Genomic DNA, 13,288 nt, shown 5'->3' on the forward strand with positions numbered 1-13,288 from the left:
TTGCAAAAATCACAAGATTTCTCCAAATATTTATTTTTATTTCGATTGTTACTCTCTATGATTATTATTTATAATCTTACTATTTATTATATGGATCATTCTTTTCTAGTCTGGTTGATCTTTTTTATAACGATGTGTTTTTATGTAGCTATGCTCTGGTCTAATTTTAGACTTACGATTATGCATATTGTCATCTTTACCGTATTTTTATTTTCAATGATCTGGCTTTCTGCTTATATATCCAAAGAACCTCAAGATTATAACTCCGTGCTCTGGGCATGGTTTGTTATTCTAAGCTTTATCTCCAGTCGTGAACAAAAAGTCGCTACAGTGGTTCTGATTATTGTCGGCTTGGTGATGTTGAATTCTGGCTTGGATAATGGTTATCCGTACAGTCTGATTATCGTATTAGCAAGTATTTATTTTGGGATTCATAGTCTTAGCCGTTATATTAGAGTATTAAAAATCAACAGTGAACAACTGACAGAATTGGAACAAGTTCATCTGGAATTACAACGAACCTATAAAGAATTACAAGACAGCACCGTACAATCGATACGGTATGCAGCGTTGACCGAACGTACACGGATTGCTGGAGAAATTCATGATGGATTAGGGCATCATTTCACGTCTCTTATTGTACAAATGCAAGCGCTGAAATGGATGATCAAACAAGATCCTGATCGTGCTGAATCCACAGTCGATCAATTGCTAGATGTCTCCAGACAAGGTCTGGCTGAAGTACGCAGTGTGGTCAAAGATTGGTCTGTTCATGAAGGTGGCGTAGAAGGTCTGCAAGAATTAGCATCTCAGATTACTCATCGTGCTGGATTAGAACTACATTTTGATAGTCAGGGTACTTTTAGCATCTGGGGCGAAGTGATTGATAGTGTACTTTATCGTGTATTGCAAGAATCGTTAACCAATATTATTCGTCATGCAGAAGCAAGTACTGTAGATGTTACCATTACTGAAACTGCTCAACATGTTCAGCTATCCATCGCAGACGATGGTAAATATCGAAGAGAACATCCTTTACAGTATGGATTCGGTATTCAAAATATGATTCGTCGTTGTGAAACGATTCATGGAAATTGTACATTTGCTGCTCGCCCGCAAGGTGGTCTTTGGATCAAAGTGACATTGCCACTATCCAATACATCTCTATCCAAAAATTAAATGAATCAAGGAGAATCTCTATATGAGTTCAACAGAGCCTATACGTATTATGCTAGCAGATGATCAAGCTCTTATCCGTCAGGGGATTCGTTATGTACTTGATCTACAAACAGATATGCAAGTTGTCACCGAAGCAGCTACCGGCCAAGAAGCGATCGATTTGGCTTTGCGTTATCGTCCACATCTGATTCTTATGGATATACAAATGCCCGAGTTATCAGGTATAGACGCAACCCGTCATATTCTTTCAGTGCACCCGGAGATTAAAATTATTTTACTAACAACATTTGATGTTCAAGATTATGTAATCGACGGTATACGTGCAGGAGCTTCAGGCTATTTGCTCAAAGATATTGATATGAATGAAATGATTGCAGGTATTCGCTCCATTCTAGCAGGTGGCGCAATCTATAACAGTACAACTGCGGGTGGAGCTCTAATTCAATTGCTCGGTGAAAATGAATCGGCTTATCCACCTAATTCTTCCTATATCCCTGCGCCTGTACTGGAACCATTAACTGATCGTGAGTTAGAAGTTTTGCAAGCGATGGCATATGGTCGACGTAATTTTGAGATTGCCGAAGACTTATATGTATCTGAAAGTACAATCAAAACGCATGTCCATAATATTATCCAAAAGCTAGGTGTCAAAGACCGTACACAAGCCGTAGTCACTGCTATTCGTCAACAATTAGTAAAATAGTATATGTACGGTTGCTTCCCGTATAGTAGTCCAAGTATTCGTTTAGTAGAATATATCCCAAAAAGCCAGTTCACCTTGAGTATTGAACTCTTGGCAAACCGGCTTTTTAGTTATACTTCCTATGCGTACTACATGCTAAATTACCCTTTAACAGAACCTGCTGTCATTCCTGTAACGAAGAATCGCTGTAAGAAAATAAACAATATCACCATAGGAACTGCGGTGATGACCACTCCGGTTAACAGCAATGTGTAATCTGTAACATATTCACCACGGAACTGCATTAGAGCTAGTGGTAATGTTAATTTGTCGGTACTGTTAATCAGCAACATTGGTATCAACAGATCATTCCAGACCATAACGAACAAGAACGCTGCTGTTGCTGCAAGTGAAGGACCCGATAATGGCAAGATTAAGCGCCAATAAATTTTCCATTCGCTTGCACCGTCTATACTGCCAGCTTCCATCATTTCTTTACTCAACATTTCCATAAAGCCGGTTAATGTGAATACAGTCAAAGGCAATAACCCTGCTGCGGTCACTAGAATCAATGCTCCTAGATTATCAGACCAGCCCAGTTGTCGTACTAATGAATACAAAGGCAACATACTTACTTGTGAAGGGATAATCAATCCAGCCACAAAATAAACAAAAGTATATCTTCCCATACGTCCACCCAAACGAATAATCGCATAAGCGATCAGACTACCTAGAAATAGATCCAGCGCAACTGTACTCAGTGTGACACGGGCACTATTCCAGAAATATTGCCACATCGGTTGAGCATCAAAAATGGATACAAAGTTTTGAATCGTCCACGGATTCGGCCAGCTTAACGGATTAGCAAAAAACGCCTGACTGGTTTTGAACGAAGAAGTCATTACAAAATATAGGGGTGCAGCTACAAGAAGAGCATACAGCACCATAATTATACGTCCGATCCATTTCATCGCAGATCACCATCCTGCTGCTTGTCTATTCGGTGTCCTATCATCCGTTAGCACCGCCTCTACGCAGAGCTTTGAATTGCGCCATCGTCAATAGACCTAGAAGAACAAGGAATATCATTGAGCCTGCGGAAGCGAGACCGAATGAATAGTTAGAGAAGGCAAGATGATAAATATACGTCGTCAGAATTTCTGTCGCATAGTTCGGTCCACCATCTGTCATAACAAAGATCAAATCAAACGCTTTGAATGATTGAATCGTTGTGTAAGATACAACAATGGTTGCAGATGGTGCTAGTAATGGCCATGTGACTTTGCGGAAAATCTGAAAACGTGTGGCTCCATCAATACGTGCTGCTTCCATCAACTCTTCCGGAATCGCATGCAGACCGGCAATAAAGACGATCATCATCTGTCCAGCATGTGCCCAGATTTGTACAAAAGCAATCGCATAGAGCGCAATATTGGCATCTCCTGTCCAGCTAGCTGTAAATTGCTCCAGTCCACCACTTGTTAATGCCGTATTCAATAATCCTAAAGAAGGATCATAAATAAATGACCAGATTAACCCTACAGATACCGAAGATAAGATCGCTGGAAAAAAGTACAACGCACGTAGAAATACACGGGTACGCGTATTTTTAGCCAGAATAAGCGCAAGAATCAATGATACGATCGTCTGAATAATAACAACCGTCAACATAAACTTTACGTTATTAAAAAATGCTTTACGGAATACAATGCTATCGAAGCTATCTTTGTAATTCGATATACCTACAAAATCATACGAAGTCGAGACTCCATCCCAATTAGTAAATGAATAAAATAAGCCAGATAGAGCCGGGTAAATAAATAGCCCTGTATACAATAACAGTCCGGGTAGCATAAAGAACCAAAGTGTTTTGCGATTCATCATAAGTCCTATTACCTTGCCCTTCAGCGCTTTAATATGAACAAGCGCGTTTTATTTCTCCCTTATACGTTCATTATATGTTCATCGTTTATTTAATTTGTTGATCAATAATCGCTTGTGCATCCTGTGCTGCTTGTTCAGGTGTTGCTCCGCCCAGTACAGCTTGAATTGAATTCGTCACTGCTTTTTGATTTTCTGAATTTAAAATCGTAAAACGAGGTTGGAACAATGTTTTCTTATCTGCCCAATCGCCTGCAATGTTCAATTCTGGACTATCGTATTTGATATCTTTTAAGGTTACATTTTGTCCGGTTTCATTCGCATACTGACTTGCTACATCCGGTTGGCTCAAAAATTCAAGGAATTTCTTCGCTTCTGTTGGATGTTTAGAACGGCTATTAACACCTAACATGAATGTACTGGTGTGTACCCCTTCATATTTGGCTTGATCTGCCGATACAGTAATAGGTGCTAATAATGCTTGTTTGAGCTCTGGATTCTGTTTCGCATTTTGAGCTAATTGATAAGAACCACTAGCTAACATAGCTGCTTTACCTTGAATAAATAAAGCCCCCGCTGCTGCATCTTTTGTACCGAGTGAGTTCTCTTGGAAGTAACCATTATCATTTAACTCTTTAAATTGAGTTAGCGTTTTGACCCAGAATTCATCTGTTAACTTAGCTTGTCCAGCTTCCACCTTGGTGAAAATATCTTCGCTAGGTTCATTATTCATAACCATTGTATTCATAAATTGCCCTGGTCCAATATCTGCTCCAGCAAAAGCAATCGGAATAATTCCATTTTGTTTGAGTGTTGCACATAATTTAAGGAATCCATCCCAATCGGTTGGAGGCGTCAAATTATATTTTTTGAAAATTTCAGTATTATAAATAGGTTGGTTGTAGACCAGTTGGTAAGGAACCGCCCATTGTTTTCCATCTTTAGCGCCAACATCAATAAGGTCAGCGTTATAATTTTTCAAAAACGATTCGTTGGTTAAATCTGTATATAGACCTGCTTTGGACAGAGCTGCATATTGTGCACCCGGGAAAGAGGCAAATACATCGCCGACTGAACCATCTGTTAATTTAGCTTGAGCTGTGGATTGATATTGATCTGAAGTTAAAGTCTGCATATCTACTTTGATATTTGGATTTTTAGTTTCAAATTGATCAATAATTTTCTGGAAAGCTTGTGTATCTTCCCCACGCCAATGTAAAAAGCTAATCGTTACTTTACCATCTGCTGAGCTGTCAGAGCTATTTCCGCAGGCAGATAGAAACACTGTAAGTAGTAAAGTAAGTGCCAAGACAAGAGAAGATTTCATTTTCATGTTTTTCATTATACGTCCTCCATCTGCTGTTTAGAATCTATTGGTACATCAATGAAAATGATCAATCTTACGAAAACCCATCATTTTAGTAGGAATACCATGATTTAGATCATAGCAATTTGATTGTAAACGAACAATGTCATTTTGTCTTGTATTATTTTGTCATTATGTAGTATATAATAAAGAAGTTAGATTATATTTGGAAAGGATGAACGTTCAATATGCTTCGTTCTATTGAAACAAATCGTGAAGTGGTTGAACGGTTTCTTATTTCTCCTTCCTTATTCTCACAATCCGGAGGATTAAGAATTGCTCAAGCAGGTCGTTATTTTTTAAAGGCTCAAAGTAGGCGGTTGTTTACAGGCATCGACAATTGCTTTTGGATCGCTAATCGACATGGTGGAGTTATTATTCATAAAGGGCAAAGCTATATTCTTGGCTCTTACAATGTATGGTGTATTTCTCCCAATGAACCTTTTGAATATATTAATAATATGGATGAAGACTTGGAAACGTATTATATTTGTTTTACAGGTCCTCAAGCCAGGTTACTTATAGAACAAAGTGGTATGCATCAAGGGTATAGTGAAGTGAGTGCAGAGTTATTTGATCAACTGGAAGAAAAGTTCGAACGTATTCTATCTACCAATGAAGATTCGAATCAATTCAGTAGCGAATTACGACGATTGGAATTGTTATATAGTATTTTTGCCGAATTATCCTCGGATCATCCTTCTCATATTAATCATTATGTAGCGGATACTCTATCTTCTACCACTTCATGGATGGAAGAAGCTATCGCTTATATTCATAGTCATTATGATCGCGGAATTACCGTTGCGGATGTAGCAAGTCATGTGGGCGTGCATCGGACTCACTTTAGCAAACAATTTCATCTAGTTCATCAGACTCCGCCTGCTGAATATATTCGTAGTCTAAAAATGAGTAAAGCACGGCAATTACTCACTGAAACCAACTATTCTCTAGCTGAAATTGCTTATTCTGTCGGTTATCCTGATTTATTCTCATTCTCCAAAGCTTTCAAAAAGCATGCAGGAATTACACCTAAAAAGTATCGAACCGATCGCTTTTAAGTAAAATGGCAACTGAATACCTTCTGGTAGGAGTTTGCTATCTATTACCCGATATCATCAGCAAAAAACCTTCTGTCTACAAAAGATAGAAGGTTTTTTTATAATGCATTATATAATTGTTCAGTTATATGAAAGAGATATTATACAGATGGAGCGAACAAAACTTGTTCAAATAATGCTTGTACATTTTCCAAAGCTTCCAATTCGTCTTTACCACGAGTTGTTAATTCGATTTCTGTTCCAGCAGGGATAATCATCAACATCATACCCAACAAGCTTTTTACGTCTACTTCTCTACGGTTGTCAGGGTTACCAAATGCGATACGAATATCAGAAGCAAAACGTGAAGCTTCGTTAGCGATTGCTGTTAAATGTCCTCGGTCTAAGTTTTGTTCTGTTTTGAATGTATTGATTCTCATTATAATATTTCCTCTCTTGCACTGATCTTTGCAGTGCTTTCGCTTATTTTTGTGATAATCATGTAATTTACATCATTTGCATACATACTGCTTATTTGTGCATCTTTTTTCAAAAATATCCCTCAAAATACCCCTACCGCATATATCGGCAGAGGCTTGAGTATTTAGTACAGCATGGGACACATTTTATCGCTTACTATAAGCGATAGAAAGATATTTTGCTTTGCAAAAATCACTCTTCATTGAAATAGATGAAGTATCGCTTATATTGCCAAGCGATATTATTGCAATGTTAGATCTTTATACCACGTTAATTCGTCTCCGGCTTGATTGCGGAATGTTAATGTGAACTTGCCTTCTTCACCAGCAATATGTCCATCATAAATGAAGCCAAAATTGCGGTGATCGCTACTTGCGTAGAATCCATTATTGCCTTCTTGACCGTTCTTCACAGCTTCATCAAATGTAGCTGCTTCACTATATCCTGGTCCAGTCCAGTCTAAATTGCTAACAAGATATCCTTCTGGAAATTCATTAAGACGTACAAAAAATTGTCCAGGGCCTTGTTGTACAATTGTAATATCGACTTGACCTTCGTTAGCAGGAGTCAGTTCTGGTTTGGCAGCAGGGACCGTTTCTTTGCCGCCATTGTCTGCTGTTTCAGTAGAACCTTCTGTGCTTGAAGACGTTCCGTCTGTATTTGTTGCTGGTTCAGTACCTGTTGCCGGTTGGTCTGTACTGCCTTCAGTCGAAGGAGTAGCAGGTGTTGATTGTTCTGTGGTTCCATTATCCATGGATGACGGTTGTTGTGTACTATTTCCAGAACAAGCGCTAATGATCATCAAAAGTAAAACTAGCGCTCCACCGAGTAACGATTTGGATAAGCGATTCATTGAGCAATCCTCCGCTCCAGATGCTGTTATTTCAATTGCAAACGGTGTGCCACATGTAGGGTTGGACCTACAAAGTCATTCAGACGGAATCCGTTAGCAATTGCTTGAGTAATGAAGTTTTTAGCGTCAGCATAAGCATCTCTGACAGACAATCCTTTAGCAAGTCCAGCTGTTACTGCTGCGGAAGTTGTGCAACCTGCACCATGTGTAAATTCCGTAGCAATAGCATCCACTTCGAACCAGTCAAATGTTTGACCATCATATAACAAATCCAATGCTTTGCCTTCTTTAATCTTACCGCGTGTTTTGATCAATACATGCTTCGCTCCACGCTCATAAATAATTGCCGCTGCTTGCTTCATTTGATCTTCTGTAGTGATAGGACCTGTTTTAGCTAATTGAGAAGCTTCAAACAAGTTCGGAGTCACTAGATCTGCGCCTGGAATCAAGAATTCTAACATCGCTTCTGTATTTTCCGGTTGAAGAACCTCATCAGTGCCTTTACATACCATTACAGGATCAATAACAACACGATCCATTGGGTAACGATTCAGATGGTGTGCTACCAGTTCAATAATTTCTACAGAACCCAACATACCTGTTTTCAAAGCATCAAAACCGATACCATCCAGTACAGTACGCAACTGCGCTTCAACTACTTTCAGATCAATAGGGAATACTTGATGATCCCATGTTTTAGGGTCCATAGCAACAATCGTGGTAAGCACGGTCATGCCATATACGCCCAATTCCTGAAAAGTTTTTAAATCGGCTTGAATACCAGCTCCACCGCTTGTATCTGATCCGGCTATAGTTAACGTTTTAGGTATAGTCATCTTTGTATTTCTCCTTCACTACATAATAGTTTATTTTATCATAAGCTTACATGAGAATGAACCTTTTTCAATGAAATAAACTGAAAAATTTCATTAGAGTACACAAATTATTCATGAATAGACTTTTTATTGTTCAAAATACTTCGCCATTTCTACAATCATAGCGCCCATTCGTTCATTTTCAGGAGTTACGATTCGGGTGATTCCTGCTTGAGTCAATGCTTCTGAAGTCACTTTGCCTACAGAAACAGCCAGCACGCCTTGATTGAGAGCAGATCGTAATTCCTCTTCATATCCATGTTCACGAGCATCTTTGAATAAATAGCGAACTTGAACCGCTGTTGTAAAGCAAATCGCATCAATCTTTCCTTGCTGGATCTCCTGACGCAATTGCTTTAACGTGTCCGCTTCGGGTGCAATATTAAGATAAGGCAATAAGGTATGTACAGATGAGGCTCCTTTTGCTTCCAAAAACTGAACAAGATCTGGAGCAGGCTCGCCATGCAATTGTATCCATATTTGTTCTTTTGTAAATGTGGTCGATTCTAATTGATCTTCTAGACCTTTCATCGTTCCATCAGAATCCCGAATGTCTGGAGCTAATTCTTGCGTTTTGAGAAAGTTATATGTTTTGTAGCCACGGATAGCGATTTTAGATTGTTGCACCGTTTCTACAAATTGATCTTTGATCCCTAGACGATCTGCGGCATCAAATAATGCTTTGGCTCCTATTCCAGTTGTGAAAATAACCCATTCTGGTCGATTGGCAATAAACAGACGCAATTCTTGCTCCATTTCTTGCTCCTTGAATGTGGTTACACCTTGTAGTGAGCGAACAATCGCTGTTCCACCTTGTTTCTCAATTAATGCTGACATTTCATCGAGTTTTCTTGAACCTGCAATAACGATTGTTTTTCCGCTTAACGGTTTTGATCCTTTACTCATGTTAATCCCCCCTAAGACATGCTGTTGCTTATACATTAATATGCACGCTAGTTCTCAACTTTCTATATCTTACAATGTTACTTGGTTTTTGGTAACCCCTTGTGTCGAAGTTGCTTTTGCCGAAGCTTGTACCCGACTGATGACATAAGAAATAAGCAGGAATCCTATTAATCCAACCATAGCAATAAGGATCGACATACCATAGGAAGGTATCCATACGCCCAAAGTAATCCCAAGAGCCGCTATGGCTCTAGCTCCTTGGGTCCCCATTCCATGAACAGCCATATAGGAACTACGAGATTGATCATTAATAATTTGAGCTAGCAGAGATTGACGAATAGGCACATGAATCAACTCTCCTACAGTTGCTAATAGCATCGCTCCAGCCAGTATCCATAGTGTATTGCTAAATGCCATCACTGCAAATCCGGTAATATAGATAAGAACCGCTACATTCATCCAAGAAATTTGACGTTTAGAACGACGGATCACTCCAGCAAGAAATAATGAAAGGAGTACAATACCAACTGTATTTTCGATCTGGATCATACTTAGAATCTTGATACCATTTAGTTCTAGCTGTCCATTGCCCCAGATCATTATCGTTTGTGGGACAAATTCATTTTGCAGACGAACTCCTATATATTGAGTCAAATGAAATTCAGTCGATAACAATAACATATTACCTAATACAAATAGAATAAACAGTCGGTCTTTCCAGACTTGATGATAATTGCGAATAATCAATTTTCCACTAGAAATAATATTCCATTGCTTGATCTGTTGTATATGATTCTTCTGTTGTACATGAGTCTGTGGTACATAGGTTTCTGTAATCAAAAAGATCGTAATTAACCAGATGATCAAACCTGTGATCGCCAATAATCCAAATAACGCCATCCGATGCGAACTGAACATCGCTCCACCAATTAATGCCCCGAATGTAATCGCCAGATTGATCGACCAGTAATTGATGCTATACATTAGTGTACGTGTCTCTGGTGTGCTTACATCGATTAACATGGCATCTGAAGCAGGGATGATCAGACCATTACAGAGACTATGTATAATCACCATTGCAAATGTAAACCATGCTGATTGCCAGTAAGGCGAGTTAGCTAGCATCATACCTAGAAAAGCTATACATTGAATACCTTCTCCCCATACCATTACCTTTTTACGTCCCCATCGATCAGCTAAATACCCACCATATAAGCTAGCAATCAGTTGAACGATTAGACTAGAAAATAATAAAATACCCGCAATGCCTGCACCTAAATAGCCAGCAAAATAAATCGCCATAAATGGAAAAATCATCGTTCCTGTTAATCGGGTAATAAATGTAGTCAAAATACGCAGTTGAATCGTCCGGTGCAATTGCAAAAATTCCATTCTTTATTCCTCCTCTTCCAGTCATCTTATTATCAGCTGGAGAAAGAGGAAGAAAAAGAGTAAGATTAAATCAATCGTTTCCCCTTTTATATATTACAAGTCAATACAGCTTAGGAGATAAAGATATGAAGCATCAAGAGCATTACATAACGATTCTATTGTCATTAGATGATCCAGACCTACATAGTACACATACTTTAACAATTGATCATTTGGCTTCTCTTCTGCATTGTACAACCCGCAATGTAAAGTGGATTATACGCAAACTTCAAGAAGAAGGATATATTCACTGGCAGAGCGGTCGTGGACGTGGACATCATTCTACGCTAACGATACTCCACTCACTTGAACATGTATTAAGTGTCTATTTTGAGCAACTACTCACCCAAGGTAAATTGCAAGAAGCCGCACAATGGTTACAACATCCACAGTTACCCCATACTTATGTTCAGCGTCTTCAATATCGGCTTGAACAGCAGTTTGGACTTCATATTGAGCATCATGGTTCTCAGACACTGGATGTATTACGGATTAACCAGAGTCGTATTCTGGAGTCATTGGATCCAGCATTTGTGTTTACAGCGTTTGAATCTCATTTGATCGGTCAAATTTGTAGCTTATTAATTACATATCAAGCTGAATCACAGACTTTTATACCTCAACTGGCTCATTATTGGGAAAGCGATGATACCGATCAATGTTGGACATTTTATTTGCGTAAAGGAGTTCGGTTCCATCATGGACGCATATTGACCGCAGAGGATGTAAAATATACATGGGAACGCCTACGTGATTTGGATTCACCTGCTTTTTGGCAATTCACCCATGTTCACTCTGTTGTGATTCATAATGATTATACAATCAGCTTTTATCTACAGCGGTCTGATCCCTTTTTCCTGAATTATATTAGTTCATTATGTATGTCCATTCTTCCGCATGATCATGATATGGCTGATCGAGGTCGACAATTGGTCGGAACAGGGGCTTTTCGCTTAACCGCTTCTAGTGAGAATCATATTGTACTTGATGCTTTTGATGCTTATTTTGAAGGAAGATCGCTGTTGGATCGTGTGGATATTTATTTTGTAACGGCTGATTATCAAGCAGATCGACGTTATCAGCTATTTCGTCAGAATAAAGCTACAGATTATACTGATCCTGCACAGGTGAATTACAAAGTGATTGGATGTAATTTTATTATGTTCAATTTTTGCAAAGAAGGGATTCAACATGACTCCACTTTTAGACAAGTAATTCATATGTTATTAGATCGTCCACTGTTGACAGAGCAATGTTCTGAGTATTGGTTAAAGCCTGCGTATAGCTTATTTCCGTGGAAAAGCAAACAAACCCATGCTCCAACGTATTCATTAGAGCAAGCACGTCAGTATCTGCAACAAACGGACTATCAAGGACAACCTTTGAAACTCAATTATCTGAATCGGGCAGAAAATCATGCAGTCTGCAAATGGTTACAAGATCGTGCACGTTCTATAGGTCTGATCCTCACTTTGTGCCCGCGTGATTCATTTGCTTCCAAAGCAGTAATGCAAGAAGCCGATTTATTTATGGGACAGGAAATGTTAGAGGAAAATATCGTTTGGGGATTACTTAACTTTTTTAGTAACCGATCAACGTATGTACGTCAATTATTGAATCCTGCTCAGTTAAAAGAGTTAGATCAATTACTTGTTCCTTTTGTTGCTGCACCTTTACCTGATTATAGTCAGCATGTTGAGAAGATTGAGCAATTTTTACACACTTCATTTTTATTTATACCTGTTTATCATTCTAATCAAAAGTTGCTATTTGATCCTTCTTTTCAAGGGTTATATCCTGATGCATTTGGTTGGATCAATCTTTCAAAATTATGGATTAAGCCTACTTTATCGCCAAAAGACTGAACCTTATTATCAAGGCTCAGTCTTTTTTTAGCTATTTTATTCGATATCACTTCATTATAGATTTAACTTGGACGTTCTATTGTAAATTGCTCTGCCAATCCTGCATAGTTATTCCCTGCTAGGCGAGCGACTGGTTTCAATACATCTGCCCAGATATAGAAGCGCTCTGCATCGACTACTTTTTCATCAAAATGATAACAAATAATGCGTACCAACAATAAATCTTGTATGATCTCACCGCTATCATTGCTAATCGGTACATGTTGCTCTAACACACACTCAAATCGAATCAAAGCTTCTGCAAGACCAGGTACTTTGATTTTATCGCTAGGGACAGTATGAAGAGTTGTTAATTCAAGTTCACTCTGTTCACTAGGCAATGAAGCTGCTGTATGATTCATTTGCTCGGTTAATTCTTCATGCACAATATGAACGACCAACTCTTTATTCTCGATTACATTGCGAGCAGTATCTTTCATTTCGCCGCCTTTACGTGCTACAGAAATGGAAAGAATAGGTGGATCAGAAGCGACAATATTAAAATAGCTAAAAGGAGCTAGATTAAGCACTCCTGTACTCGATTGACTGGTCACAAACGCAATCGGTCTTGGAATAACAGAACCGGTGATTAATTTATAATTATCTATATTGGTTATAGATGCTGGATCGATCGTAATCATAATGATTCTCCTTTTTTTCTTCTATATAGTATAGGTGTACTTTATCTTTT

At 38.6% G+C, this 13,288-nt stretch carries 13 protein-coding genes; 4 read left to right on the forward strand and 9 right to left on the reverse strand.

Features of this window, described 5'->3' with window-relative positions; all coding sequences use genetic code 11:
* Together RCP16_RS08350 and RCP16_RS08355 are read left to right on the forward strand one after the other, a co-directional pair.
* Window positions 1–1,179: a sensor histidine kinase gene (locus RCP16_RS08350; RefSeq protein WP_308642155.1), complete on the forward strand. Its 1,179-nt coding sequence runs from the start codon at window positions 1–3 to the stop codon at window positions 1,177–1,179.
* A 22-nt stretch (window positions 1,180–1,201) separates the two neighbouring features.
* Window positions 1,202–1,882, forward strand: coding sequence for a response regulator transcription factor (locus RCP16_RS08355; protein WP_308642156.1), 681 nt, complete (start codon window positions 1,202–1,204; stop codon window positions 1,880–1,882).
* A 140-nt stretch (window positions 1,883–2,022) separates the two neighbouring features.
* Here RCP16_RS08355 and RCP16_RS08360 read toward each other — a convergent pair whose 3' ends face one another.
* From RCP16_RS08360 to RCP16_RS08370, 3 genes are all read right to left on the reverse strand, one after another.
* Window positions 2,023–2,832, reverse strand: a complete 810-nt coding sequence (locus RCP16_RS08360; protein ID WP_069328232.1) for a carbohydrate ABC transporter permease — start codon at window positions 2,830–2,832, stop codon at window positions 2,023–2,025.
* Window positions 2,833–2,872: 40 nt separating this feature from the next.
* Window positions 2,873–3,745 (reverse strand): carbohydrate ABC transporter permease, encoded by an 873-nt coding sequence (locus RCP16_RS08365; RefSeq protein ID WP_069328231.1) that lies wholly within the window; start codon window positions 3,743–3,745, stop codon window positions 2,873–2,875.
* An 85-nt stretch (window positions 3,746–3,830) separates the two neighbouring features.
* Window positions 3,831–5,084, reverse strand: a complete 1,254-nt coding sequence (locus tag RCP16_RS08370) for an ABC transporter substrate-binding protein (RefSeq protein ID WP_273593902.1) — start codon at window positions 5,082–5,084, stop codon at window positions 3,831–3,833.
* Window positions 5,085–5,296: 212 nt separating this feature from the next.
* Between RCP16_RS08370 and RCP16_RS08375 the strand changes: the two genes are divergently transcribed.
* The gene (locus RCP16_RS08375) at window positions 5,297–6,169 is read left to right on the forward strand and encodes an AraC family transcriptional regulator (protein ID WP_137224155.1); all 873 of its coding nucleotides are present in this window, start codon (window positions 5,297–5,299) and stop codon (window positions 6,167–6,169) included.
* 140 nt (window positions 6,170–6,309) lie between these two features.
* Here RCP16_RS08375 and RCP16_RS08380 read toward each other — a convergent pair whose 3' ends face one another.
* The 5 genes from RCP16_RS08380 to RCP16_RS08400 form a co-directional block, all read right to left on the reverse strand.
* Window positions 6,310–6,588: an HPr family phosphocarrier protein gene (locus tag RCP16_RS08380; protein WP_069328229.1), complete on the reverse strand. Its 279-nt coding sequence runs from the start codon at window positions 6,586–6,588 to the stop codon at window positions 6,310–6,312.
* Between the two features lie 281 nt (window positions 6,589–6,869).
* Window positions 6,870–7,481 (reverse strand): hypothetical protein, encoded by a 612-nt coding sequence (locus RCP16_RS08385; RefSeq protein WP_069328228.1) that lies wholly within the window; start codon window positions 7,479–7,481, stop codon window positions 6,870–6,872.
* Between the two features lie 26 nt (window positions 7,482–7,507).
* The gene (gene thiD, locus RCP16_RS08390; RefSeq protein WP_069328227.1) at window positions 7,508–8,317 is read right to left on the reverse strand and encodes a bifunctional hydroxymethylpyrimidine kinase/phosphomethylpyrimidine kinase; all 810 of its coding nucleotides are present in this window, start codon (window positions 8,315–8,317) and stop codon (window positions 7,508–7,510) included.
* A gap of 126 nt (window positions 8,318–8,443) precedes the next feature.
* Complete coding sequence (locus RCP16_RS08395) at window positions 8,444–9,262, reverse strand: uroporphyrinogen-III synthase (protein WP_308642157.1); 819 nt, start codon at window positions 9,260–9,262, stop codon at window positions 8,444–8,446.
* A gap of 69 nt (window positions 9,263–9,331) precedes the next feature.
* The gene (locus RCP16_RS08400; RefSeq protein WP_308642158.1) at window positions 9,332–10,654 is read right to left on the reverse strand and encodes an MDR family MFS transporter; all 1,323 of its coding nucleotides are present in this window, start codon (window positions 10,652–10,654) and stop codon (window positions 9,332–9,334) included.
* 125 nt (window positions 10,655–10,779) lie between these two features.
* Between RCP16_RS08400 and RCP16_RS08405 the strand changes: the two genes are divergently transcribed.
* Window positions 10,780–12,558: an ABC transporter substrate-binding protein gene (locus RCP16_RS08405; protein ID WP_308642159.1), complete on the forward strand. Its 1,779-nt coding sequence runs from the start codon at window positions 10,780–10,782 to the stop codon at window positions 12,556–12,558.
* Window positions 12,559–12,620: 62 nt separating this feature from the next.
* On the opposite strand, the gene RCP16_RS08410 is transcribed toward RCP16_RS08405, so the two are convergent.
* Window positions 12,621–13,238, reverse strand: a complete 618-nt coding sequence (locus RCP16_RS08410) for a flavin reductase family protein (RefSeq protein ID WP_308642160.1) — start codon at window positions 13,236–13,238, stop codon at window positions 12,621–12,623.
* Window positions 13,239–13,288 lie beyond the last annotated feature (50 nt).

This window comes from Paenibacillus nuruki (assembly GCF_963311185.1).
In the GTDB taxonomy this organism is placed as follows: domain Bacteria; phylum Bacillota; class Bacilli; order Paenibacillales; family Paenibacillaceae; genus Saccharibacillus; species Saccharibacillus nuruki.